14 protein-coding genes and 7 pseudogenes are annotated in these 26,263 nt (G+C 53.8%); 15 read left to right on the forward strand and 6 right to left on the reverse strand.

Annotation, left to right across the window (positions count from 1 at the left end):
* Positions 1-20: 20 nt before the first annotated feature.
* Both JZM30_RS01845 and sbcD read right to left on the reverse strand, forming a co-directional pair.
* Positions 21-3,710 (reverse strand): AAA family ATPase, encoded by a 3,690-nt coding sequence (locus JZM30_RS01845; RefSeq protein WP_252317375.1) that lies wholly within the window; start codon positions 3,708-3,710, stop codon positions 21-23.
* Positions 3,707-4,930, reverse strand: a complete 1,224-nt coding sequence (gene sbcD, locus JZM30_RS01850) for an exonuclease subunit SbcD (RefSeq protein ID WP_252317376.1) — start codon at positions 4,928-4,930, stop codon at positions 3,707-3,709. The genes JZM30_RS01845 and sbcD overlap by 4 nt, the downstream gene beginning before the upstream one ends.
* Positions 4,931-5,200: 270 nt before the next feature.
* Here sbcD and phoB point away from each other — a divergent pair, with 270 nt between their 5' ends.
* The 6 genes and pseudogenes from phoB to proY all read left to right on the forward strand — a co-directional run bounded on the left by phoB (position 5,201) and on the right by proY (position 12,578).
* The gene (gene phoB, locus JZM30_RS01855; protein WP_252317377.1) at positions 5,201-5,890 is read left to right on the forward strand and encodes a phosphate response regulator transcription factor PhoB; all 690 of its coding nucleotides are present in this window, start codon (positions 5,201-5,203) and stop codon (positions 5,888-5,890) included.
* Between the two features lie 66 nt (positions 5,891-5,956).
* A pseudogene (phoR, locus tag JZM30_RS01860) lies at positions 5,957-7,275 on the forward strand (phosphate regulon sensor histidine kinase PhoR).
* A 14-nt stretch (positions 7,276-7,289) separates the two neighbouring features.
* Positions 7,290-8,207 carry a PstS family phosphate ABC transporter substrate-binding protein gene (locus tag JZM30_RS01865; protein WP_252317378.1) on the forward strand — a complete coding sequence of 306 codons (918 nt, stop codon included), beginning with the start codon at positions 7,290-7,292 and terminating at the stop codon, positions 8,205-8,207.
* Positions 8,208-8,238: 31 nt separating this feature from the next.
* Positions 8,239-9,349, forward strand: a pseudogene (locus JZM30_RS01870) (cobalamin-independent methionine synthase II family protein).
* Between the two features lie 458 nt (positions 9,350-9,807).
* Positions 9,808-11,127 (forward strand): branched-chain amino acid transport system II carrier protein, encoded by a 1,320-nt coding sequence (gene brnQ, locus JZM30_RS01875; protein WP_252317379.1) that lies wholly within the window; start codon positions 9,808-9,810, stop codon positions 11,125-11,127.
* 74 nt (positions 11,128-11,201) lie between these two features.
* A complete protein-coding gene (gene proY / locus JZM30_RS01880; RefSeq protein WP_252317380.1) occupies positions 11,202-12,578 on the forward strand; it encodes a proline-specific permease ProY in 1,377 nt (458 codons plus the stop codon).
* 119 nt (positions 12,579-12,697) lie between these two features.
* Here the strand turns inward: proY and JZM30_RS01885 are convergent, their stop codons facing one another.
* Together JZM30_RS01885 and JZM30_RS01890 are read right to left on the reverse strand one after the other, a co-directional pair.
* Positions 12,698-13,300, reverse strand: a complete 603-nt coding sequence (locus JZM30_RS01885; RefSeq protein WP_252317381.1) for a peroxiredoxin C — start codon at positions 13,298-13,300, stop codon at positions 12,698-12,700.
* Positions 13,301-13,454: 154 nt separating this feature from the next.
* A pseudogene (locus tag JZM30_RS01890) lies at positions 13,455-14,035 on the reverse strand (acyl carrier protein phosphodiesterase).
* A gap of 139 nt (positions 14,036-14,174) precedes the next feature.
* Here JZM30_RS01890 and queA point away from each other — a divergent pair.
* From queA to JZM30_RS01920, 6 genes and pseudogenes are all read left to right on the forward strand, one after another.
* A pseudogene (gene queA / locus JZM30_RS01895) lies at positions 14,175-15,267 on the forward strand (tRNA preQ1(34) S-adenosylmethionine ribosyltransferase-isomerase QueA).
* 107 nt (positions 15,268-15,374) lie between these two features.
* On the forward strand, positions 15,375-16,520 hold the full coding sequence (gene tgt / locus JZM30_RS01900; protein WP_252317382.1) for a tRNA guanosine(34) transglycosylase Tgt: 1,146 nt from the start codon (positions 15,375-15,377) through the stop codon (positions 16,518-16,520).
* Between the two features lie 114 nt (positions 16,521-16,634).
* Positions 16,635-16,964 (forward strand): preprotein translocase subunit YajC, encoded by a 330-nt coding sequence (gene yajC, locus JZM30_RS01905; protein WP_252317383.1) that lies wholly within the window; start codon positions 16,635-16,637, stop codon positions 16,962-16,964.
* Positions 16,965-16,991: 27 nt separating this feature from the next.
* Complete coding sequence (gene secD / locus JZM30_RS01910; RefSeq protein ID WP_252317384.1) at positions 16,992-18,842, forward strand: protein translocase subunit SecD; 1,851 nt, start codon at positions 16,992-16,994, stop codon at positions 18,840-18,842.
* Between the two features lie 10 nt (positions 18,843-18,852).
* Positions 18,853-19,776 (forward strand): protein translocase subunit SecF, encoded by a 924-nt coding sequence (gene secF, locus JZM30_RS01915; RefSeq protein ID WP_252317385.1) that lies wholly within the window; start codon positions 18,853-18,855, stop codon positions 19,774-19,776.
* A gap of 209 nt (positions 19,777-19,985) precedes the next feature.
* A pseudogene (locus tag JZM30_RS01920) lies at positions 19,986-21,495 on the forward strand (SLC13 family permease).
* Between the two features lie 225 nt (positions 21,496-21,720).
* On the opposite strand, the gene yfbR reads toward JZM30_RS01920, so the two are convergent.
* Both yfbR and JZM30_RS01930 read right to left on the reverse strand, forming a co-directional pair.
* Entirely contained in the window at positions 21,721-22,320 is a 600-nt protein-coding gene (gene yfbR / locus JZM30_RS01925) for a 5'-deoxynucleotidase (RefSeq protein WP_252317966.1), read from the reverse strand.
* Between the two features lie 155 nt (positions 22,321-22,475).
* A pseudogene (locus JZM30_RS01930) lies at positions 22,476-23,215 on the reverse strand (aminotransferase class I/II-fold pyridoxal phosphate-dependent enzyme); the annotation flags it as partial.
* Positions 23,216-23,705: 490 nt separating this feature from the next.
* On the opposite strand from JZM30_RS01930, the pseudogene JZM30_RS01935 reads away from it, so the two are divergent.
* From JZM30_RS01935 to JZM30_RS01945, 3 genes and pseudogenes are all read left to right on the forward strand, one after another.
* Positions 23,706-24,400: pseudogene (locus JZM30_RS01935) on the forward strand (LysR family transcriptional regulator); the annotation flags it as partial.
* A 683-nt stretch (positions 24,401-25,083) separates the two neighbouring features.
* A complete protein-coding gene (locus JZM30_RS01940; protein WP_252317386.1) occupies positions 25,084-25,530 on the forward strand; it encodes an NADH-quinone oxidoreductase subunit A in 447 nt (148 codons plus the stop codon).
* 17 nt (positions 25,531-25,547) lie between these two features.
* Positions 25,548-26,222: a NuoB/complex I 20 kDa subunit family protein gene (locus JZM30_RS01945; protein WP_222157560.1), complete on the forward strand. Its 675-nt coding sequence runs from the start codon at positions 25,548-25,550 to the stop codon at positions 26,220-26,222.
* Positions 26,223-26,263 lie beyond the last annotated feature (41 nt).

The raw sequence follows: 26,263 nt of genomic DNA on the forward strand, positions 1-26,263 counted from the left end.
ACGCATGTGTAAGCAGAGCGCTACAGGGCGTAGCGCTCATCAAGCTGACTCACGCCCAATCCATTCACCTTTTTGACCTTGATTTGCGTGGAGATACGCGCTTTTATCGCCTCTACGTGGCTGATAACGCCAATGGTTTTGCCGGTGGCATTGAGGTTATCCAGCGCATCCAGTGCGCTGTCCAGCGTATCCGCATCCAACGTGCCGAACCCTTCATCCAGAAACAGCGAATCGATACGGGTTTTGTTGCTCACCAGATCGGAGAGTGCCAACGCTAGCGCCAGACTGACCAAAAAGCTCTCACCGCCCGACAGGGTGCGGGTATCGCGCACTGCATCGGCCTGCCAGGTATCGAGCACATGCAGACCAAGCTCATCATCGGTTTTACGCTGTAGCTGATAACGACCGTGTAGGCGGGCAAGGCGCAGGTTGGCCAGATACACCAGATGATCGAGCGTTAATCCCTGAGCGAACTTACGAAATTTATCACCGCTTTGCGAGCCAATAAGATCGTTGAGGCAGCTCCAGTCGGCATACTGTTGGCTCTGTTGCTCGATCTCCTGTAGTAGCGCTTGCTGTTTATCCCGTTGTATCTCATCGTTGCGTAGCTGTTGCTGGCATTCACCTTGTTGATAGAGATTGGTTTTCAGTGCGCTATCAAGCTGTTCCAGCCGTTGTTCAGGCGTTGCGGCCGCGTCGTCCTCCGGCACGGTTTCCGGGCGCTGGGCCAGATGCGTGTTCAACGCGACGGTGGCCTGTTGTAGCAGTGCTTTGGTTTCCGTGACGGCCTGACGTACTGCGTCGAGTTTGGTACGCAGCGCCTGACGCGTGTCGTCATCCAACAGTGCCTGCTGGAACGCGGTTTCATCAATAAAGGGGCTGTGCGCCAAGGCCGTCGCAAACTGGACTGAGGCTTGCAGTTCCGCGTCTACACAGTGTTCGCGGTGTGCGCGTTGCCCGGCCAATTCTCCCGCTAATTGGGCGAGCTGTGCCGCTGCGTCTTGCAGCGTGACAGCTAACTTATCAACGCGCTGCTGATGTTGTTCGCTATGCTGCCGCCATTCCTGACGCACCTGCTGTGTGTCACGATCGCCAAACAGGGCGTGGCGTTGTTGCTGCGAGGCTGCTAGCTGTTTTTCCCCGTCCTTCCATTGTGTCTGCTGTAGTGTGGCGCTGGCATCGAGTGCCTGTAATGCTTTTTCCCGCTCCTGCACGGTTGCATACAGTGAAGCCAGCGTGTTGTCATCCTGCTGCAACTGCTGTTCGGTCGTTTTCCAACGCTCCGCTTCGGCGGCACGTTCCGCCAGCCAGTGCTGTTGTTCGGCAAGGGCAGGCGGGACCAACGTGTAGGGCGCGAGCGCAGCGGCGAGTGTTTCTTGCTGTATTGTCAGTGCTGCGGTGAGCTGTTGCTGTTTGTGTGCGGCCTCGGCAAGCCCTTCCCGGTGCGCCTGAATACGCTGTTGCAGCAGGGCAAGCTGCTGTTCTGTTTCCTGACGTTGCTGCTGCGCCGTAGTCAGTGAATCCTTACTTTCTTGCCAACTGCGTTGCCGTTTTTCTTGCGCTTCTATCTGGCTAAACAGGGTATCTGCTTCGCGATCGCAGGCGGTCAGCCACTCGGCAATCTCTTGTTCCTGCTCGGGCGTGAAGGTTACGTGTAAATGCTCACTCACCTGTTGCCAAGCGGTATAGCGCGTTTGGTATAGCTTTTCCTGTTCGGCCCGCTCGGCTTGAAGTTCGTCACGCTGTTTTGCCAATGCGGCGAGCGCACCTTCGCACTGTGCCAATTCACTGCGCGCCTGCTGGCATTGCGTGCGCAGTTGTGCCATACGCACTTGTGTCTCGGACGCGGTTTGCGCCAGCGTTTGATACTCCGCGATCGCCGGATGGTGCGTGGAGCCACACAGCGGACAGGCCTCTCCCGGTTGTAACTGTGTGCGTTCAGCCTCCAGCTTGACGATGCGCTGTTCAAGCTTGACGCAGCGCTCGACATCGTTCAGTTGCTGCTCCAGACGCTGACAGTCCGTGCGTTGCGCGTTATTACTCTGCGTGTCGGCCTGAAAACGCTGGTCCAGCGTGAGCCATTTGCTAGCGCTATTTTGCTGCTGTTGACGTATGTTGCTGAGTGCTTGTGTTAATTCTCCAAACTGCCTCCGTGCTTGCCGTGCACGCTGGTGCGCCGCGTAACGCTCACGCAAACCGGCAATCGGATTCGCCGTTTCTGACTGTTGCCACACCTGTTGCTGCTGTTCGCATTGGCGCTGCAAGCTGTCATAGCGTTGCCGCTGTGCTCTACGCTGTTCGCTTAGCCCCACCTGCTTGCGCGTCATCGCTTGTTCATCGTTGTTCAGGCGCTGCTTCTGCGTATCCACAGCGGTCAGTTCCTCTGACAGGCGCTGTTGTTCCTGGAATGCCGCGCGCCACGCGCCAAGTTGTTCACCCCAGTGACGGTGATGGGGATGCTGCTGCTGGTAATTGAGTCGGGTTTCACGCTGGGTTTGCAGGGTATCTTGCTGGCGAAGCAGGTCTGCCAGTTGCCGCTGCTCGTTATCACGCTGCGTTTGTGTTTGGCTCAACGCCAGGCGGTGCTGGGCACAGCGTTCCCTTTGGCTAGCGATGTGCTGATCGAGCGGTATCACCTGCTGCTCGATCAGCGTTTCTTCCTGCTGGCGTGCGGCATTCTGTTGTTGCTGTGCCTGTTGCGCTTGCAGCAACAACTGCTGTTGCTGCTGATGTGCAGTCTGGCCGGCGGTGTGCTGCTGGGTTAACTCGCTTTCACGCGTTTGTGCAGCAACCCGTGCTAATTGAGTACGTTCGCGCTCGCGCTGTAAGGGGCGCAATTTTTCTGCGGGCTCGTCACGTTCCAGCCGCAATCGATCGGACTCGGCGTCACGTTGTGCCTGCTCGACGGCCTCGGCCTGTTGCTGCTTTTGGCGTAAGTCCTGCTGAATAAGCCGTCCTTGAGCCAGCCATTGCTGGTGTGTCAGTGCTTGCTTACGTTTTTCCCGTAACCGTTGTTCTTCCTGCTGTAGCTGCGTCAGTGCCGCCAGTACGCTTTGTCGCTCACTGTCATCCAACGGTGCGATGGCTGAGGCGCGTGCTTGTAGCGTGTCCAATGCCAGCTTTACTGCCTTATGCCGTTCATAGATCCGACTGGAGATCTCGCCATAGATCACCGTTCCGGTCAGCTCTTCCAGCAGTTCTGCGCGATCTTTAGTAGCGGCATTAAGAAAGGCGGCAAATTGCCCCTGCGAGAGCATCATTGAGCGGGTAAAGCGCTCAAAATCCAGCCCGGTAATACGGACGGTGTGAGCCAGTTTTTCGGACAACTTTTGCGTGAGGATCTTACCGTCTTCGATCAGCGCCAGTTCGGCTTTCGGGGTTTGCAGGTTGCCGTCTGCCGCATCTTTGGCGCGGCGCTGACTCCAAAACGCGCGATAGCCGATGCCATTGACCTCAAATTCCACTTCTGCCAGACAGTCGGCCGTATTATGTGCCATCAGTTCGTTTTGCGTGGCGGAGAGCGCATTCAGCCGCGGCGTCTGGTGATACAGCGCCAGACAGATGGCATCCAGCAGCGTGGTTTTGCCCGCGCCGGTCGGGCCGGTGATGGCAAACAGCCCGTTGCTGGCAAACGGCTCCTGTGTGAAATCAATCTTCCATTCGCCTTTGAGCGAGTTGAGGTTTTTTAACCGTAAGCTCAGGATTTTCATGCTTGCGGTGCTCCTTCGGTAACGTCTCGGACCATTTCATCGAACAGTGGGCGCAGCCGTGCTTGCTGTTCCTGCGCCATGTCGGTCAGCGCCAGTTTGCGTTCGAAAACGTCCTGCGGGGATAATTCGTCCAAGGTTTCTTTCTTTTCGCGCGCAATCGCCTGCAAACGCTGCTCACGGTTGCGTCGTAACAGCAACACGTCGACGGGCAATGTGTGCGTTAACTGCTGGATACGCTGCTGCATATCGCTGAGGTAGGTGTCGGTGGCGATCTCGATGTCCAGCCAGATGCGCTGACTCGCTTCTGGTATGGGTAAGCTGTGCAACTGTTGCTCAATGTCCGCCAGATTGCCTTTGATGAGGCGCATCGGTTGCGTCACAGGTACGGGCAGCAGCGTTATTTCTGGGGGCGCGCTAGGCGAGCAGTCGATCAACGTGACCGATTTTTCACTACCAAGCTCATCAAAACTCAGGGCAATCGGGGAGCCGCTGTAGCGGATGTGCTCGCTGTGCCCCACGCGCTGCGGGCGGTGGATATGCCCAAGGGCGATATAATCGGCAGGCGGAAAGGCCTGTACCGGGTAAGCATCAAGCGAGCCGATGTAGATCTCGCGTACCGCTTCCGAGGCGGTAACCCCCACGGTGGTCAGGTGTCCGGTGGCGATAATCGGCAGGGGCATTGCCAGCGTGTCGCGCAAATCGCAGGCGTGCTGATAGCATTGCGCGTAGTGTTCGCTGATGGCGTCTTGCAAGGCTATCTGTTTTTCCACGCCGGATTGACCCGCCAGGCTGCGCAGGATGTCGCGCGGACGCAGAAAAGGAATCGCGCACAGAATTGCACCTGGCGCGCCTTGATGGGTATTAAGTGTGAAGACCTGCAGCGTCACATCCTCGGCGGCTTTGGCGATAACACGGGTATTGAGGCACGCTAGCAGATCGCGCGATTCATTTAAAGTTGCCACCGCATCGTGGTTTCCGGCCAGCAACACCAATTGGCATCCCGTGGTGCGCAATGCCACCACAAACCGGTTGAGCATCTCGCGTGCGTAGCTCGGCGGCGAACCGTTATCAAAGATATCACCCACCACAATCAGCGCATCGACCTGATGTTCGGTTATCTGCTCGATGAGCCAGTCGAGAAACGCTTGATGCTCCGGTGCACGACTTTTAGTATAAAAATATTGGCCCAGATGCCAGTCTGCGGTGTGAATGATACGCATGGCGTTTCCTGTTAGACGTGCTATCTACTGTAGGGCGATTATAAGCAGTGAGGGCGACGGCTGTCGTTATCGCCGCGAAAATTTTGGAAACAGTGGCTAAATCGGGTGTTACCTTCAGTTTGGGTTTTCATAAATCTGTCATAAAACTGACGCATACTGCTTTCGCCCGCAGAAGATAAGCTGCTCAGGCACCTTTATAGGTAAAGCGGGCAATGGTGAGATTTCGTTATTGTTGACCGTTTCATACGCTGACTAACGGCAGGATGGACAATGGCAAGACGCATACTGGTCGTAGAAGATGAAGCGCCGATCCGTGAAATGGTGTGCTTCGTGTTAGAGCAAAACGGCTATCAGTCCGTTGAAGCGGAAGATTATGACAGCGCTGTGACGCGTTTGTCCGAACCCTATCCGGATCTGGTACTGCTGGACTGGATGCTGCCAGGTGGCTCGGGATTGCAGTTTATCAAGCACATGAAGCGCGAAGCGCTGACGCGGGATATTCCGGTTATGATGTTGACGGCGCGCGGTGAAGAGGGAGATCGCGTACGCGGGCTTGAGGTTGGCGCAGATGATTATATCACCAAGCCGTTTTCGCCCAAAGAACTGGTAGCACGCATCAAGGCGGTGATGCGCCGTATTTCACCCATGGTGGTGGAAGAGGTGATCGAAATGCGGGGGTTGAGTCTGGACCCAACTTCGCATCGCGTTACCACAGAACAACACGCGCTGGAGATGGGGCCGACCGAATTCAAACTGCTGCATTTCTTTATGACGCACGCTGAGCGTGTATACAGCCGCGAGCAGTTGCTCAATAACGTTTGGGGAACTAACGTTTATGTTGAGGATCGTACTGTGGACGTGCATATTCGTCGCTTGCGCAAGGCGCTGGAAACCAGCGGACACGATAAAATGGTGCAAACGGTCCGGGGAACGGGGTACCGTTTTTCTACGCGTTATTGATGTGCGCGTGAGCCATAGCGAGCGCGACATCGTGGCTGAATACCGCCAAAGCGGAGAATTTTTAACGTGTTAGAACGTCTTTCGTGGAAAAAGCTGGCATTGGAGCTGGCTTTTTTTGCTTGCCAGCCCTGCTGCTTGGCCTGATTTTCGGCTACCTGCCCTGGTTTATGCTGGTGGCGGTGCTGGTGGCGCTTGGCTGGAATTATTACAACCAGCTTAAACTCCCCTACTGGTTGTGGGTCGATCGCAGCATGACACCGCCACCCGGGCGCTGGAGTTGGGAGCCGCTGTTTTACGGACTGTATCAAATGCAACTGCGCAATCGGCGGCGGCGCGAGCTGGCTTTGCTGATCAAGCGTTTTCGCAGCGGTGCCGAGTCGCTGCCCGATGGTGTGGTGATCACCGCCGAAGAGGGCACCATTATCTGGTACAACGGTCTGTCACAGCACTTGCTCAGCCTGCGTTGGCCGGAAGATAACGGCCAGAATATCCTCAATTTGCTGCGCTATCTCGAGTTCACCCAATACATGCGTCAGCAGGATTTCCCCCGGGCCTTGACCCTGCAACTGATCAATTCACACCATGTCGAATTCCGTGTTATGCCGTACTCGGAAGGGCAGTTATTGATGGTCGTGCGCGACATTACCCAGATGCACCAACTGGAAGGGGCTCGGCGTAATTTCTTCGCCAACGTCAGTCATGAATTACGCACTCCGATCAGCGTGCTGCAATGTTACCTGGAGATGATGCAGGACGATTCGCTGGACGGTGCCTTACGCAGCAAAGCGCTTTCAACCATGCAGGAGCAGACGCGGCGCATGGATGGGTTGGTGAAACAGTTGCTCACGTTATCGAAAATCGAAGCGGCTGCACCGATCAATCTGGCGGAAAAGGTCGATGTGCTACGTATGTTGCGCATACTACAACGCGAAGCACAGACGCTGAGTCAGGATCGTCACGAAATTGTGTTCCGCATCAACGATGGGCTGAGCGTTTACAGCAATGAAGAGCAGTTGCACAGCGCCTTCTCCAACCTGGTGTACAACGCGGTTAATCACACGCCGGAAGGCACGCGCATTGAAGTGTGCTGGCAAAAAATCACGCAGGGTGCGCAGTTTCAGGTCAGCGATAATGGTCCTGGTATCGCCGCCGAGCACATCCCTCGCCTGACGGAGCGTTTTTATCGTGTGGATAAAGCCCGCTCACGCCAAACGGGCGGCAGCGGATTGGGGCTTGCCATCGTTAAGCATGCGCTCAGCCATCATGATTCGCGGCTGGAGATCCTCAGTGAACCGGGTGCCGGAGCGCGTTTTATGTTTACGCTTCCTAACCGGTTGATTGTCCATGCCTCTCTGTCGGAGAATAGCACCACCCCTTCGGCCTGATGGATAGTTGCCCTATGATGCCAGCCCCGCTTTTTTCGGGTTTATTGCTCTGTGCTGCGCTGTTACTCAGTGGCTGGAGCCACACTGCGCGCAGTGAGCAAATGCTGGCGGGTAATCTCTCCAGTGCTGGCTCTGATACCCTGGCGACGCTGATGGCGTTTTGGGCCGCCGATTTCAACCAGCATTATCCCAGCGTTAACGTACAGATGCAGGCGGCGGGATCGTCATCGGCCCCCACGGCACTTGCCTCCGGCGCGGCACAACTCGGTCCGATGAGCCGTGCCATGAAGGCCAGTGAGATTGAGGCCTTTGTGCAACGCTATGGGTATCCACCACTGGCTGTGCCGGTGGCGATGGATGCGCTGGTGGTGTTAGTGAATCAGGATAATCCGCTGCCTGGTTTGAACGTGCAACAGCTCGATGCGCTGTTCTCTATTACACATCGCTGCGGGGCGACGCAAACTGTTACCCACTGGCGCGATCTTGGGCTGACGGGGGAATGGGCATCGCGCCGTGTGTTGCGCTACGGGCGCAACTCAGCGTCAGGCACCTATGGTTTTTTTAAGCAGCAAGCGCTGTGCGGCGGTGATTTCTTGCCGCTGGTAAACGAGCTACCGGGTTCTGCGTCGGTGGTGCAGGCCGTAGCTACCTCCACACAGGCGATTGGTTATGCCAGCATCGGTTTTCGCGCCAGCGGAGTGAAAATGCTGCCGCTGGCGGCGCAGGGAAACGACTACGTTGCGCCGACGGTGGACAATATTCGCAGCGGACGTTATCCCTATGCGCGCTACCTCTATATTTATGTCAACAAAGCGCCAGAGCAGGTGCTGGATAGCCTGACGGCCGCCTTTATGGATCGGGTACTGTCTACCGCTGGGCAAAGTCTGGTGAGTCAGGATGGCTATATTCCCTTGCCTCACGCCGTGACGTGAAGGCGTTGTTGCGAAAGATCAGGGGTTTATCATGGCTAAAGTACTTCCCCCTTTTCGCGCTGACGTGGTCGGCAGCCTGTTGCGTCCCGTTGCAATCAAAGAAGCACACCTGCAATTCCAGCCTGGTACCATTAATGCGGAGCAACTGCGCGCCGTGGAAGATGCAGAAATTCTGCGTGCCGTTGAGCTGCAACGCGAAGCCGGGCTTCAGGTTGTCACCGACGGTGAATTCCGTCGCGCCTGGTGGCACTTCGACTTTTTCGAAGGTTTGAACGGGGTGGAGGCTTTCGAAGCGGACCACGGTATCCAGTTTAATTGTATCCAAACCAAGTCCCGCGCCATCAAGGTGACGGGCAAAGTCAGCTTTAACACTCAGCACCCGATGCTGGCGCATTTTCGCTACCTGAACAGCATCGCGGGTGATGTGACCGCCAAGATGACAATTCCTAGCCCGAGCGTGTTCCATTTCCGTGGCGGACGCAAGGCTATCGACAGTCAGGTTTATCCAACGCTGGATGCTTATTTCGACGATCTGGCGCAGACCTGGCACGATGCGATTCATGCTTTCTACGCCGCAGGCTGCCGCTATTTGCAACTGGATGATACCGTCCGGGCTTACCTGTGCTCAGACGATCAAAAACGCCAAATTCGCGAACGCGGTGAAGATCCGGAACAACTGGCCCGTATCTATGCTGATGTGCTGAATAAAGCATTGGCCGGTAAACCTGCTGACATGACGATCGGTTTACACATATGTCGCGGCAACTTCCGCTCTACCTGGATTTCTGAAGGCGGGTACGAGCCGGTGGCATCTATCCTGTTTGGTGAAGTCAATGTGGATGAGTTTTTCCTTGAGTATGATAACGATCGCTCAGGTTGGTTCGAGCCGCTGCGTTTCATCAAACCGGGACACCAACAAGTCGTGCTGGGCCTGGTCTACCAAAAACGGCGAGTTGAAAGAGCCGGCTTTACTGAAAGCGCGCATCGCGGAAGCAGCGAAATATGTCTATATCAAACAACTTTGCCTCAGCCCGCAGTGTGGTTTTGCTTCCACGGAAGAGGGCAATAGCCTGACGGAAGCACAACAGTGGGCCAAGTTGCGTCTGGTTGTGGATACCGCTGCCGCCGTGTGGGGCAAGTAACACACCCGCGCATAACACCGGGGACGCACGCTATCCCCGGCGTATCCTCGACGTTTTGCCATGGGGTGTCCCAATCTGCAAATCCGTTCACTCCGTTTACCGCGTAATCCCCTGCCACTTGTCCCCTTTTGCAGCAAAAAGCGCTTCTTATGCTGAAGCACTGCCTCTTTTATGTCCATTTTGCGCGTATTACGCGTTTTTATACTGGTTTTATTGCAAAGCAAAGACGGTAAATGCACAAATCATGTGCGGAAGGTTGTGTGAGTGGTGATATTATCTGCTAACTATTGTTGTTAGATTGGCGCAATACTTCGCATTTTGGATCGCTACTTGTCTTTTATTGCTATAAACGTTTTGCTTAGCGCCCTATAACGTCTGCGCGATAAGAATAATTTATACCACGCCGCAGTTCGTCTTCTCATTTTGTCGCATTTATATACAGGCAACACAACGTAACTATGAGTCATCGTTTAACATCCAAAGATATCGTGGCGCTGGGGTTTATGACCTTTGCGCTGTTTGTCGGGGCGGGGAACATCATTTTCCCGCCAATTGTGGGTTTACAGGCCGGTGAACACGTCTGGACCGCCGCGCTTGGCTTTTTGCTCACTGCGGTTGGCCTACCGGTGTTGACCGTGGTCGCGCTGGCGCGCGTGGGCGGTGGCGTCTATGCGCTGAGCTCCCCCATTGGCCAGAAGGCAGGCGTTCTGCTGGCGACCGTGTGTTATCTGGCCGTCGGACCGCTGTTCGCTACGCCGCGCACCGCTACGGTATCCTTCGAAGTGGGGTTGGCTACGCTGTTTGGCGATGCTGCCACGCCGCTGTTGATCTATAGCGTGGCCTATTTCGCGTCGGTGATCGGCATTTCTCTCTATCCGGGTCGTCTGCTGGATACGGTTGGCCATGTGCTGGCACCGTTGAAAATTCTGGCACTGGCCGTGCTGGGATTAGCGGCGGTGATGTGGCCTGCGGGTTCGCCGATCCCGGCGACCGAAGCCTATCAAACCGTACCGTTTTCTAACGGTTTTGTGAACGGTTACCTGACCATGGATACTCTGGGTGCCATGGTATTCGGAATCGTTATCGTCAATGCGGCCCGTTCACGCGGCGTGACCGATGCTACGCTGCTGACCCGCTATACCATCTGGGCCGGTTTGATTGCCGGCGTCGGGTTGACGTTGGTTTATCTGAGCCTGTTTAAACTGGGCTCTGTGAGCGGTGAACTGATTCCTAACGCGCAAAACGGTGCTGAAATCCTGCATGCTTACGTGCAGCACACCTTTGGTAGCATGGGTAGCGGCTTCCTGGCGTTGTTAATTTTTATCGCTTGCATGGTGACGGCGGTTGGCCTGACCTGCGCCTGTGCCGAATTTTTCTCCCAATATTTGCCGTTTTCCTATCGCACGCTGGTGTTCGTGCTGGGTGGCTTCTCTGCGTTAGTTGCCAATCTGGGATTAAGTCATCTGATTCAGCTTTCCATTCCGGTGCTGACAGCGATCTATCCGCCCTGTATCATTCTGGTTTTGCTGAGTTTTACTTTGCGCTGGTGGAATCAGGCTTCGCGTATTGTGGCCCCGGTCATGTTAATCAGCCTGTTATTCTGCCTGATTGATGGGGTAAAATCATCGACCTTTGCGTCATTGCTGCCAGCCTGGAGCCTGAGCTTGCCTTTGGGTGAACAAGGATTGGCCTGGTTGCCACCGTCGCTGGTGGTGCTGCTGGCTGCGGTTATTTATGACCGGCTGAGCGGGCGTCAGGAAGTGACTGCGCACCAATAACGCACTCATGCTGCATTTTTCACCACAGGCTGTCGCCTGTGGTTTTTCTTTTGTAAGATAGGGCTGCTTAATTTATGGAACAACAATCCGCTAAGCTAAAGCGTGGGTTAAGCACGCGGCATATCCGCTTCATTGCACTCGGATCGGCGATTGGTACCGGGCTGTTTTATGGCTCGGCCAGTGCCATTCAGATGGCAGGACCAAGCGTGCTGTTGGCTTATATCATCGGCGGCGTTATCGCCTATATCATCATGCGGGCGCAGGGAGAAATGTCGGTCAATAACCCGCAGGCCAGCTCCTTTTCCCGATACGCACAGGATTACCTGGGGCCGATGGCGGGCTACATCACCGGATGGACCTACTGCTTTGAGATCCTCATCGTCGCCATCGCGGATGTGACCGCGTTTGGTATCTACATGAGAGTTTGGTTCCCTGATGTGCCGCATTGGATCTGGGTTCTGAGCGTGGTGCTGATTATTGGGGCCATCAACCTGATGAGCGTGAAGGTGTTCGGTGAGTTGGAGTTTTGGCTCTCGTTCTTCAAGGTCGCTACCATTATCATCATGATCGTGGCGGGCATTGGGATTATCGTGTGGGGTATTGGTAACGGCGGCCAGCCAACCGGAATCAGTAACCTGTGGAGCCACGGCGGTTTCTTCAGTAACGGTGTGATGGGCATGGTTCTGTCGTTGCAACTGGTGATGTTTGCCTACGGCGGTATCGAAATCATTGGTATCACCGCCGGTGAAGCCAAAGATCCGCATAAATCCATTCCGCGCGCGATCAACTCGGTACCGTGGCGCATCCTGGTGTTCTACGTGGGTACGCTGTTTGTCATCATGTCGATTTATCCCTGGAATCAGGTGGGTACCAACGGCAGTCCGTTTGTGTTGACCTTCCAGCATCTCGGCATTACGGCAGCGGCGGGCATTCTGAATTTTGTGGTCATCACGGCGTCTCTGTCGGCGATTAACAGCGACGTGTTTGGCGTGGGCCGCATGATGCACGGCATGGCTGAGCAGGGCAACGCGCCCAAGGTCTTTGCCAAAGTGTCGCAGCGCGGTATTCCGTGGGTCACGGTCGTTGTAATGATGGCGGCGCTGCTGGTGGCGGTTTACCTTAACTACATTATGCCGGGCAAAGTGTTTTTGGTGATTGCATCGCTGGCAACCTTTGCCACCGTATGGGTGTGGATCATGATCCTGTGCTCGCAAATTGCGTTCCGCCGTCGTTTGAGTGAGAACGAGGTGAAGGCACTGGCGTTCCCGCTGCCGGGTGGGGTGGCATCTTCGGTAGTGGGTATCGTGTTCCTGGTGTTTATTATCGGGCTGATTGGCTACTTTGAAGAAACGCGCGTTTCCCTCTACGTGGGCGTGCTGTGGATTGCGCTGCTGCTGTTGGGTTATGCCTTTAAACAGAAACGGCAGAAGCTGGCGAATGGCAACGCGTAAGCGTGGTTGAGCGGCAATGAAAAAACGGGGCGTAAAGCCCCGTTTTTTATTCTCTGAACATTACTAATAAAAAAGCCGACGGCATAGCGTCAGCTTGTTGTCGCGGAATAAGGACGAGATTACAGCTTGTCGGCATTTTCCGTCAGGTATTTTGCAACGCCATCTGGCGATGCGCCCATACCGGATTTGCCTTTTTCCCACTGTGCCGGGCACACTTCGCCGTGCTCTTCATGGAATTGCAGGGCATCAACCATGCGCAGCATTTCACCAACGTTACGGCCCAGCGGCAGATCGTTGACAACCTGATGGCGTACCACGCCTTCTTTGTCGACAAGGAAAGAACCGCGCAGTGCCACGCCCGCATCCGGGTGCTCAATGCCGTAGGCTTTCTGGATTTCACGCTTCACGTCGGCGACCATGGCGTACTGCACCGGGCCGATACCGCCGCTTTTCACCGGCGTGTTGCGCCAGGCGTTGTGAACGAATTCGGAGTCAAAAGAGACGCCAACCACTTCTACACCGCGATCTTGAAACTCTTTATAGCGGTGGTCAAAGGCGATCAGTTCTGACGGGCAGACGAAGGTAAAGTCCATCGGCCAGAAGAAAATCACTGCCGCTTTACCGCTGATGTGCTTTTTCAGATTGAAGTTTTCAATGATTTCGCCATTGCCTAATACGGCAGCAGCGGTGAAGTCAGGGGCTTGACGCGTTACCAGGACCATAATAACTCCTGTAAAAGTGATTAAAAGGACTAGGATGAAAAAACAACAGGCAGTATAAGGTTTCTTTCCTCATGAATACAAGTTAACAGACCGATTGATGAGATAGGTTTTGTCTATTAAATTGATTGGTCATACCCAGCATAAATCGACAGTGTTACAGTTGTTGCAAACGAGCCTGTTCCATCATACGTGGATAGAAACACCAAAAATAGTCTTCAAAGGCGGTGTAGTGGCGCTCGATATCCTCAAATGAGCCTGCTAATGCTGCCAACCGGGGGCGGCGTATCGCCATGCGTTGCAGCACATCAGCAATAAAGGGCAATTCGGCGTAGCGCTCCAGCCAACGTTCACGCCACAGATAGTGATTCAGGTTTTGAAAGCGTTCCGGCGTGTCAGCCAGTGTGGCTCTATCTGGGTGCGAGCGGTAGCGACAAACGCTTCCAGCGATTGCTGCGGACACACGCGCGTCCAGTGACGGGCAAGAAAATGGTCCCATAGTACGTCAAGCGTGATGGGCGCCACGCGGCGGTAATCGGCGCTGAAATGGGCGGCGGCGGCTTTTACTTCGGCCTGACTGTCCGTTAGCACATCAATGCGGCGGTGCGGGCGGATACCTGACACCACGTCATTGCTAAAGCCTTGTTGCTGGTTACCGCGCACAAAGTCTGCCATCAGGTTGCCGAGAAGCGAACTATCGGCTAGCGTGGCCAAGTGAAGATGAGCAAGAAAATTCATTCTGCCAGTTTACATCAATTTCATGCACCGTTTGCTTATTTGTTGCAGCCGCGCGCTTACGGCTCTAGACTAGACCGCCGTTTTTTTACCTGTTCCTGTCGAACACTCTTTTATAAATAGCACAACCAAATGAATAGCCATGCTAGTCTCTGATTTTTCGTTTGAACTTCCCGAAGCGCTGATTGCGCACTATCCGCAGGCGCAGCGTAGCGGCTGCCGATTGCTGTCGCTGGACGGACCGACGGGAGCCCTGACCCATGGTGTTTTCACCGATTTGCTGGATAAGCTGGCACCGGGCGATCTGCTGGTGTTTAACAATACGCGCGTCATTCCTGCTCGTTTGTTTGGTCAAAAGGCCAGCGGTGGGAAGATTGAAGTGCTGGTTGAGCGCGTGCTGGATACGCAGCGTGTGCTGGCGCATGTTAAAGCGTCCAAGTCGCCCAAACCGGGAACGGAACTGTTGCTGGGAGAGGACGGCATCGTCAAAGCGGTGATGGCCCAGCGCCACGATACGCTGTTTGAGCTGCACTTTGATGATACGCGCGATGTGCTGACGATATTAAACGACATCGGCCATATGCCGCTGCCGCCTTACATTGACCGACCGGATGAAGACGCCGATCGTGAACTGTATCAAACGGTGTATAGCCAGCGCCCCGGTGCGGTTGCCGCACCTACGGCGGGCCTGCACTTTGATGAGCCGCTGCTGGCTGCATTGCGCGAGAAAGGGGGGGGTTGAAATGGCGTTTGTCACCCTACACGTCGGCGCAGGCACTTTCCAGCCCGTGCGGGTTGATACCATCGAAGATCACATCATGCATGCGGAGTATGCTGAAGTGCCGCAGAACGTGGTAGATGTTGTGCTGGCGTGTAAAGCGCGCGGTAATTGCGTGATCGCTGTTGGCACCACGTCGGTGCGTTCATTGTAAAGTGCGGCGCAGGCAGCACAAGATGCGCTGATTGCCCCTTTCTTCGATGATACCCGAATTTTTATCTATCCCGGCTATCATTATCGCGTGATCGACGCGCTGGTGACTAACTTCCATCTGCCGGAATCAACGCTGATCATGCTGGTGTCAGCGTTTGCGGGCTATCAGCACACCATGGCGGCTTACCGTGCGGCAGTGAACGAGCAGTATCGCTTTTTCAGTTACGGCGACGCCATGTTTATTACGCATAATCCCGCGGCTGAAGCGGAGCACATCGCCAGTGCGGCGGACAATGACGCTTAAATTTTTTGAAAACAAACGCATAATAGCGCCGCAGAGTGCAATCTGTTGGCGTGTTGACTGACTTACCAATAACAACATAGGACTGTTTTTCCGGTGCTGGAGGTAAAGTGAAATACGAATTGTTGCAAACCGATGGTCGCGCACGCCGTGGCCGTCTTATTTTTGAGCGTGGCGTGGTGGAAACCCCGGCGTTTATGCCGGTTGGCACTTACGGCACGGTAAAGGGCATGACGCCCGAGGAAGTGAAAGAAACCGGCGCGCAAATCCTGCTGGGTAACACCTCCCACCTGTGGCTGCGTCCAGGCCAGGAGATCATGAAGCTGCATGGCGATTTGCATGATTTCATGCAGTGGCATGGCCCGATCCTGACCGATTCCGGCGGATTTCAAGTATTCAGCCTGGGTGACATCCGCAAAATCACCGAAGAGGGTGTGCACTTCCGTAATCCGATCAACGGCGACCCGATTTTCCTCAGCCCAGAAAAATCGATGGAAATCCAGTACGATCTCGGCTCTGATATCGTGATGATTTTCGATGAGTGTACGCCTTATCATGCCGATTGGGATTATGCCAAACGCTCGATGGAAATGTCGTTGTGTTGGGCGAAGCGCAGCCGCGATCGTTTTGATGAACTCAATAACAACAACGCGTTATTTGGTATCATTCAGGGAAGTGTTTACGAAGATTTACGCGATGTCTCAGTAAAAGGGCTGGTAGAGATTGGCTTTGATGGGTACGCTGTGGGCGCCCTGGCAGTAGGGGAGCCGAAGGCAGATATGCACCGCATTCTGGAGCATGTTTGCCCGCAGATCCCGGCGGATAAACCCCGTTATCTGATGGGAGTCGGCAAGCCTGAGGATCTGGTGGAAGGCGTGCGACGCGGCATTGACATGTTTGACTGTGTGATGCCAACGCGCAATGCGCGCAACGGCTACCTGTTTGTCACCGACGGTGTGGTAAAAATCCGCAATGCGGTACACAAGGATGATACTCGCCCGTTGGATGAGCACTGTGATTGCTACACGTGTCGCAATTATAGTCGCGATTACTTGCATCATCTTGACCGTTGCAACGAAATACTCGGCGCGCGCCTCAATACCATCCACAACTTGCGGTATTATCAACGGTTGATGGCGGGTTTACGTCAGGCCATCGAAGAGGGTAAATTAGAGAACTTTGTGGCAGATTTTTACCAACGGATTGGAAAGCCGGCGCCATCCCTTGCTGAAACGGCGGCAGGTCAACACGACTGACGACGCGATTTTCGTACCTGCTGCGCGTGATGTGTACGGTTGAAGTGTTTTAGGCACATTTGGATTTCATATACTTTTGCACACGTTTGGTTTGATAACAAAGAGGATAGTTAAATGAGTTTTTTCATTTCTGATGCTGTAGCTGCAACTGGCGCTCCGGCACAAAGTCCGTACTCTCTGGTGATTATGCTGGCTGTTTTTGGCCTGATTTTTTACTTCATGATTCTGCGTCCTCAGCAAAAGCGCGCTAAAGATCACAAGAAACTGATGGACTCTATTTCCAAAGGGGATGAAGTGCTGACGACGGGCGGTCTGGTGGGTCGCGTGACGAAAGTCTCTGAGACCGGGTACATCTCTATCGCGCTGAACGACACCAATGAAGTGGTTATCAAACGTGATTTTGTGGCTGCCGTATTGCCAAAGGGCACCATCAAAGCCCTGTAATTTTTGATTTTCCCGAAGGAAACTACCGTGTTAAACCGTTATCCTTTGTGGAAGTACCTGATGCTGGTCGTGGCATTAGTCCTCGGCCTGCTTTATGCACTTCCTAACCTGTATGGTGAGGATCCGGCGGTACAAATCACTGGCGCGCGAGGCATCGCCGCCAGTGAATCAACGCTGATCCAAGTCCAGAATGTATTACAAGAACAGCAGATCACCAGCAAATCGCTCGCGTTAGAAAGTGGTGCGATCCTTGCCCGTTTCTCCACTCCAGATATTCAACTGCGCGCTCGTGAAGCGCTGGTGAATGCATTGGGTGAGAAGTATGTCGTGGCCTTGAACCTGGCCCCCGCTACGCCAAACTGGCTGCGCATGCTGCGTGCGGAACCCATGAAACTGGGTCTGGACCTGCGCGGCGGCGTACACTTCCTGATGGAAGTGGATATGGAAACGGCGTTAGGTAAACTGCAAGAGCAGACCATGGATTCCCTGCGCAGCGATCTGCGTGAAAAGGGCATCCCTTATGCCACGGTGCGTAAAGCCGATGACAATACCGTAGAGATCCGTTTCCGCGATGCGGCAACGCGTAACGACGCGATTTCCTATCTCACCACCCGTCATCGCGATCTGGTGTTTAACGCCAGCGGCGATAACCTGATGCGTGCGATGATGAGCGCCGAGCGCCTGCGTGAAGCGCGCGAATACGCCGTCCAGCAAAACATCAATATCCTGCGTAACCGTGTTAACCAACTGGGTGTGGCCGAACCGCTGGTACAGCGCCAGGGTGCGGATCGCATCGTGGTTGAGTTGCCCGGTATTCAAGACACCGCGCGAGCCAAAGAAATTCTGGGTGCGACGGCAACGCTGGAATTCCGTCTGGTAAACAGTTCTGCGGACGTGACGGCAGCAGCCAATGGCCGTGTCCCGGTTGATTCAGAAGTGAAAAACATGCGTGATGGCACCCCGGTGGTGCTGTACAAGCGTGTGATCCTCACCGGTGACCACATTACCGATTCCACCTCGGGTGCCGACGAATACGGTCGTCCGCAGGTGAACATCTCGCTGGATAGCGCGGGCGGTAACGCCATGTCCAATTTCACCAAGGACAGCATCGGTAAACCGATGGCAACCTTGTTTGTGGAGTACAAGGACAGCGGTAAGAAAGATGCCACGTCAAGTCGTTCCATTCTGGAAAAACACGAAGAAGTGATCAACGTCGCGACCATTCAGTCGCGTCTGGGTAACAGCTTCCGTATTACCGGTATCGATAACCCGAACGAAGCGCGTCAGCTCTCTCTGTTGCTGCGTGCCGGTGCGTTGATTGCCCCGATCCAGATTGTTGAAGAGCGCACCATCGGGCCAACGCTGGGGATGCAAAACATCACCCAAGGGCTTGAGGCCTGCTTGTGGGGGCTGGTGGCATCCATCCTGTTTATGGTGGTGTTCTACAAATGGTTTGGTGTCATTGCGACCACTGAGTTGATGGCTAACCTGGTGCTGATCGTCGGGGGGATGTCACTGTTGCCTGGGGCGACGCTCACCATGCCGGGGATTGCCGGTATCGTGTTGACGCTGGCGGTGGCGGTAGATGCCAACGTACTGATTAACGAACGTATCAAAGAAGAATTCAGGAACGGGCGCACAGTTCAGCAAGCCATTCATGAAGGGTACAAAGGTGCGTTCTCCAGTATCGTCGATGCCAACCTGACAACGATGATCACGGCAGTGATTCTGTACGCTGTGGGGACCGGTTCAATCAAAGGCTTCGCCATTACGACGGCGATTGGGGTTGCGACCTCGATGTTTACCGCTATTGTCGGCACCCGTGCGATTGTGAACCTGGTTTACGGCGGCAAACGCGTTAACAAGCTGTCTATTTGAGGAGTGCGTCATGGCACAGGAATATACTGTTGAACAGCTCAACTATGGTCGTAAAGTCTATGACTTTATGCGTTGGGATAACGTCGCGTTCGTCATTTCGGGCACTTTGTTAATCCTGTCACTGATTGTTATGGGTGTGCGCGGGTTTAACTGGGGGTTGGATTTCACCGGTGGTACGGTGATTGAAATCAACCTGGAAAAACCGGCCGATCTGGATCTCATTCGTGACTCTCTGGAAAAAGCCGGTTTTGCCGATCCGTTGATTCAGAACTTCGGTAGCAGCCGTGATGTGATGGTGCGCATGCCGCCAAGCGTGGGCACGTCAGGTCAGGAACTGGGTAACAAAGTGGTTAGCGTGATTAATCAGGGCACGGAACATAGTGCAGCGGTGAAGCGCATCGAGTTTGTTGGGCCGAGTGTGGGTAACGATTTGGCGCAAGACGGTGCTATGGCATTGTTGGCGGCGTTGATCTGCATCTTGATCTACGTAGAATTCCGTTTTGAATGGCGTCTGGCGTTGGGGGCGGTGCTGGCATTGGCGCACGACGTGATCATCACCATGGGGGTGTTCTCGCTGTTTCAAATCGAAATCGATTTGACCATCGTGGCATCGCTGATGTCGGTTATCGGTTACTCGTTGAACGACAGCATCGTGGTATCTGACCGTATTCGTGAAAACTTCCGCAAGATTCGCCGCGGTACGCCTTACGAAATCATGAACGTGTCGCTGACACAGACGTTGAGCCGTACTTTGATGACCTCCGGCACCACGCTGGGTGTGGTATTGATGCTCTACATTTTTGGCGGCGCGATGCTGGAAGGTTTCTCGCTGGCAATGCTGATCGGGGTGTCTATCGGTACCATCTCCTCCATCTACGTGGCCTCAGCGCTGGCGCTGAAGATTGGGATGAAGCGCGAACACCTGCTGGTGTAGAAAGTCGAGAAGGAAGGGGCGGATCAACCCTCCATCTTGCCTTAAGGCCGTTTGATAACGTTGAGAGAAATCCCTGCCTCGGCGGGGTTTTTTTATGGCAAACTACCAGAACAGACTTGGGTTAAGCGTGATTTTTTAGGCTGTTACCGTCTGGACGGTTATAAGTGACCGTGTTGCCGCTGGCTTACGCGTTTTTTGGGGAGGATCATTTGAACCGCGAACTGCTCTGGGTGTTATCCCTGCTGTTGATTGCTATCTTATTGTTTAGCACCAATAAGCTACGCATGGATGTGGCGGCGCTGCTGGTTATCATAGCCTTTGTGTTGAGTGGTACCTTAACGCTGTCGGATGCGCTAGTCGGCTTCAGCGACTCCAACGTGATCCTTATTGCCGCGCTGTTTGTTATTGGCGAAGGGCTGGTCAGAACCGGCGTGGCGTATCAGGTCGGGGAGTGGCTGATTCGCGTTGCGGGCAACAGTGAGATCAAGATGCTGCTGATGCTGACCGTGGCGGCGCTGGGCGCATTTATGAGTTCCACCGGTGTGGTGGCGATCTTTATCCCTGTGGTGCTGAGCGTTTAGGCCAAAATGAAAACCTCACCGGGGCGGCTGATGATGCCGCTCAGTTTTGTTGGCCTGATCAGCGGGATGATGACGCTGGTGGCGACGCCGCCCAACATGGTGGTAAGCAGTGAGTTGATGCGTGACGGCAACCACGGTTTCGTCTTTTTCAGCGTCACCCCGATTGGTGTCGTAGTGTTGCTGCTTGGCATTGCTTACATGCTGGTGGCTCGATTCTGGCTGAGCGGTGTCGATCCGCTAGCGGCGAATGGCGAATAAAGAGGGCTGGAAGCGCAAGACCTTCCGTGACCTGATTCGCGATTACAAGCTGACGGGCAGGGCACGTCGTTTGGCGATACTGCCGGGTTCACCTTTTATCGGCCACCGCCTGGACGATTTGCGTCTGCGCCAGCGCTACGGTGCCAACGTGGTGGGGATTGAGCGCTGGCGTAAGTTCCGTCGCGTGATGGTCAGCGTGGCGGGTAACACCGAACTGCGGTTAAACGATGTGTTGCTGATTGATATGTCAGCCTCTGAAGTCGATTTGCGTGAGTTTTGCACCTCTCAGCGCTTGGAACCGATGGTGCTGCGCGGTGAATACTTTTCTGAACAGGCTCGCGATGTGGGGATGGCGGAAGTGTCGCTGATCCCCGATTCTGAGCTCATTGGTAAGACGCTTTATGACGTAGGCTTCCGCAGCCGCTACGGGCTTTCTGTGGTGGGTATCCGCCGCAATGGTGAGGCGATGGACGGATTGCTGACCGACGAACCGCTGCAACTGGGCGATATCCTGCTGGTGATTGGCGACTGGCGTATGATCCGCCAACTGCAATCGCAAAAGCATGTGATGCTGGTGTGCCTGTTTGTGCTGTGTGCGACGATCGGACTCTTTATTTCCAACACCGCCACCACCGTGTTGATGGCGCCAATAGCCATTGCTGCGGCAAAACAGATGGGGGTTTCGCCGTATCCCTTCGCCATGATCGTAGCTATCGCTGCCTCCGCGGCATTCATGACACCGGTTTCTTCACCGGTGAATACGCTGGTGCTCGGCCCGGGTGGCTACCGCTTTGGTGATTTCGTGAAAGTGGGTGTGCCGTTCACTGTGCTGGTGATGATTGTAAATGTCATCATGGTGCCGTGGCTGTATGGTTTTTAACTGTGCGTTATGCGCCTTATAAAACCACTTTTCTGCGCGTGCAGTGAGGGTTTCGTGCACAACGGGCTAAGCGACTTTCTACTACTCGCGTAGCCGCGCCAGCCATGGGGCGGCTACGTCACCGTCGCCCCATGGCTACTGGCTTTTCGCGGGGAATCACGCCGCTGCACGGTACCCTAAGCGTGATTTTTACGCAGATAAAAAACAAAACTACCCTATTCCGGGTTACAGGGTGGAACCCTGACTAATCTCATCCAGTGACAGGCTAAAACTCGGAATAAATACCTCCATGAAGTAGTCCATCTCCGGGCTTTGGCGTTGTTGCAGCGTCTTTTCCAGCCGAGTTTTGGCAAGGGCGAATTCGCTGTTACCGGCTGAAAGCTCTTCAAGGCATTTCAGGTAAGCGCACAGAGCATCCGCCTGTTTGACGATGGCGTGCTCTTCTTCACTACAGCAACTGTCATCAATCAGTTGGCGATAATCCTGCTGTAATTCGGGCGGCAACATGGCAATCAGGCTGCGCTGCGCCAGCTTTTCTATCTTTTTGTACTCATGGGCGATCTGCGCATTGAAATATTTTATAGGGGTTGGCATATCCCCGGTCAGCACCTCGCTGGCATCGTGGTACATCGCCAGCATCCCGATGCGTTCTGCGTTCAGGTTGCCATTGAATTTGCGGTTTTTGATCAACGCCAGTGCGTGAGCAACAAAGGCCACCTGAAGGCTATGCTCAGATACGTTTTCGGTGCGCACGTTGCGCATCAGCGGCCAGCGGCTAATCAGTTTTAAACGGGATAAATGGGCGAAAAAGTGACTCTGATTCATCATGTTCTCTCAGACGGCAGCACCATAATCAGATATTGTGGCCGCTCTCGGGAAGGATGTAAACGCCAGCGCGTCGTGAAAAATGACGCGCTGGCATGATGCAAACAGAGACTTACTTATGGTAATGCGACAGGAAACGGCCCAGTTTGTGGATGGCGGAAACCGGCTACCCGGTAGGTTTTAGATAAACCGTTAAAGATCACCGTCAGCAGATCCGGTGCCAGCGCGGCGATGGAGTGGTGTTACGCCTCATCGTACAGAATTTTGTCGTAGATCTCGTCAGCAAAAATAATCAGGTTATGCTGGCGTGCAATTTCCACGATTTCCATCAACAGCTCTTTGCTGTAGACGGCACCAGTAGGGTTGTTGGGGTTGATGATCACGATGCCGCGCGTGCGTGGCGTGATCTTGCTGCGAGTGTCGTCCAGGTCGGGGAACCATCCGGCTTCTTCATCACACAGATAGTGTACCGCATGCCCGCTGGATAACGAGACGGCGGCGGTCCACAGCGGATAATCCGGTGCAGGAACCAGCATCTCGTCGCCTGTGTTAAGCAATGCATGGATTGCACGATCAGTTCGGAGACGCCGTTGCCGATATACACATCTTCCAGCGTCATTTCACGCATTCCGCGCGCTTGATAATGCTGCACAATGGCCTTACGCGCGGAATAAAGTCCTTTGGAATCGCAGTAACCCTGCGCGGTAGGTAAATTGCGGATGACATCGACCAGAATTTCATCCGGTGCATCGAAACCAAACGGCACAGGGTCGCCGATGTTCAGTTTGAGTACTTTATTTCCTTCCTCTTCCAGGCGCTTGGCTTCTTTTAGCACCGGGCCGCGAATGTCATAGCAAACATTATCCAGCTTTTTAGACTTCTCAATGGGAGACATCATAGATAGAGCGAACCTTTTTCAGGAAAAGCGTATTTCGCGATGAAATAGCATAACCTGCCTAATGTACTCCTGTGTTTACCCCTTTTGAAGAATGATCGTCGATTTTAGTGCAATGCTGCGGGCGGCTGCTCTGTTATTGTGCATTGATATCCCCGCAGAATATTCACTAATCCCTTTTTAAAAAAGGGAGATAAAGCATCCTGTGCGTATTTCTTTTAGTCAGGCTATTTATTCGGAGCGTGAAAATATAATTTCCAGTATAAAGGCGGAGCGGTTGTTTTTTTACCGAGCGGATAACGATCCCGACACTATTTGGTGGTGGGCGTTAGCGGCTGGGTGAAAAGGCGATAATGGTAACGAAACGTGAGTATTTTTTGCCCTAATCGAACGACTGCGATACTGTTTCAACATGTATTGTAATTAACGATACATGTAATAAAACACCAGGAATGTTTGTTAAATACTAAAATAGATAAGTGAAAATCGTATGGCCAATGCAAATCGATCGGTACTCAATCTTGATCTCGATCTACTCAGAACGTTTGTAGTGGTAGCGGATTTGAACACTTTCGCCGCCGCCGTGGCGGTTTGCCGCACGCAATCTGCGGTGAGCCAACAAATGCAACGACTGGAGCAACTGGTGGGGAAAGAGCTGTTTGCCCACCACGGTCGTAACAAATTGCTAACAGAACACGGCGTGCAGTTTCTGAGTTATGCCCGCAAGATCCTGCAATTTAACGATGAAGCCTGCACCTCGCCGACCATGTGGTATTGCGCGGCGGATTATCGCTTTCGTCAGGACGAACCCGTATCGCTGGTGCTGCTGGATGAGCCCAGCAATTTTCGTGCATTGGCGATCACCTTGCTCAATGAAGCAGGGATTCCTAGCGTATTGCCTATGTCGCGTCTACGCTCCCAGCCGTGCGTGCTGCGGTGAAGGCTGGCTTGGGCGTAACGGTGCGCACCGTTGAGATGATGAACCAGGAACTGATGGTCTTGGGAACGGCAGACGGTTTACCGGTGCTTCCCGATACGCAATATTTTTTGTGCAAACGCCTGCAAGAAGGCAACACTCTGGCCGATGCCATTTTCAATGTGGTAGCGTCTGGTCACTACTATCGTGGTGCGTTGCTTTCAGGTGCCTCAGCCAGCGACGATAACAGCACTAGCGAGGGGGATGCGGCGCTGAAAAATGCCCTGTTTATGTTATTCAGAACGTTGCACACGTTCATACGGGTATGGCGTAGTAGCAGGACGCCGTCACGGCTATGCCCGTTTTTTTACTCCCTTCTGATTATCCTACTTCGTGATTATTCCCATTCGCTTGTGTTCCTTTTATCGTTATTCCTCGCGCCTTCTAAGGTTTTGTATTTTATGAAAAGCTGTTTCTTATTTTTCAAATGAATACTGCAAACTTTCAGCTGTTAACATTGGCGCTGACAATTGGGTTTTTTTATTAACTAAATTGACAAAAATGTGTGTTAGATCAAAAAATAACCCTATTAACGCTAAGGGGGACCAGGTTTTCCGCACGAAAATGGTATAGTGCTTGTGCATTATCACCTATCCTTTTAGCTAGCAGGTTGTTAACAATTACACCCGCCAGAGCCAGACTGACTCGATTTAGCTGAAGTGTGAGAAGTGAGATATTAACAAAACAGCGTGCATGTTAAGTTATGTGCTGTTATTTTTAGTAAGGTTGAAGAAAGGTTACAAAATAAAGGACGCAACCGCTGCAAAAAGCGCTTAACGTAGATGTTTTCCGCACTGTTTGCAGGGTGATTATCCTTCCTTTTAATCGATGTGACGCCTTAACTGCCAATAGAGCAGGTCTTCAACGTCACTTTTGATGAGTAAGCAAGAGTATGTCAACAACGACTGAAATCCTCGTCCATCACTGGGCATTTGCGTTATTCGTTATCATCGCCGTCGGCTTGTGCGGCTTCATGCTGCTGGGCGGGTTCCTGCTAGGTGGGAGAGCCAGGGCAAGGGCAAAGAACGTTCCCTATGAATCCGGGATTGACTCGGTTGGCTCTGCGCGCATGCGCCTGTCCGCCAAGTTCTATCTGGTTGCCATGTTTTTCGTTATTTTCGACGTTGAAGCCCTGTATCTCTATGCCTGGGCCGTTTCCATTCGGGAAAGCGGCTGGCTGGGCTTCATTGAAGCTGCCATTTTCATTTTGGTGTTGTTGGCGGGGTTGGTCTACCTGGTCCGTATAGGCGCGCTCGACTGGACGCCGACGCGTTCAAAACGGCAGGTTATCAAGTCTGACTTTCCGGTTAATAACACTACCAACACTCATCCGCAGTAACAGCGAGGCACTTTAAGATGGACTATACGCTCACCCGCATAGAGCCGGACGGTGAGAATGACCGTTATCCCCTGCAACGCCAGGAGATCGTTACCGATCCTCTGGAACAGCATGTTCACCGCAGTGTCTTCATGGGAAACCTGGAGCATGCCTTACACGACACGGTCAACTGGGGCCGCAAGAATTCACTGTGGCCTTATAACTTCGGTCTTTCCTGCTGCTATGTGGAAATGGTGACCTCGTTCACTGCCGTGCATGACGTGGCGCGCTTTGGCTCTGAAGTATTACGTGCTTCACCGCGTCAGGCTGACTTCATGGTGGTGGCTGGAACCTGTTTCACTAAAATGGCTCCGGTGATCCAACGCCTGTACGAACAGATGCTGGAGCCGAAATGGGTCATTTCCATGGGCGCGTGCGCTAACTCCGGCGGTATGTACGACATCTACTCTGTGGTGCAGGGCGTCGATAAGTTCCTGCCGGTGGACGTCTATATCCCGGGTTGCCCGCCGCGTCCTGAAGCGTATATGCAAGCGCTGTTGCTGCTCAAAGAGTCTATTGGTCAAGAGCGCCGCCCTCTGTCATGGGTGGTGGGAGAGCAGGGCGTGTATCGCGCCAACATGCAATCCGAGCGCGAACGCAAACGTGAAGAACGTATTGCGGTGACGAACCTGCGTTCGCCCGACGAGATTTAATCTGTTAATGGCAAGCAGATTGGCTGCGTAATATTACTCTC

Origin of the sequence: Candidatus Symbiopectobacterium endolongispinus, assembly GCF_018777385.1 — a bacterium.
Lineage (GTDB): Bacteria > Pseudomonadota > Gammaproteobacteria > Enterobacterales > Enterobacteriaceae > Symbiopectobacterium > Symbiopectobacterium endolongispinus.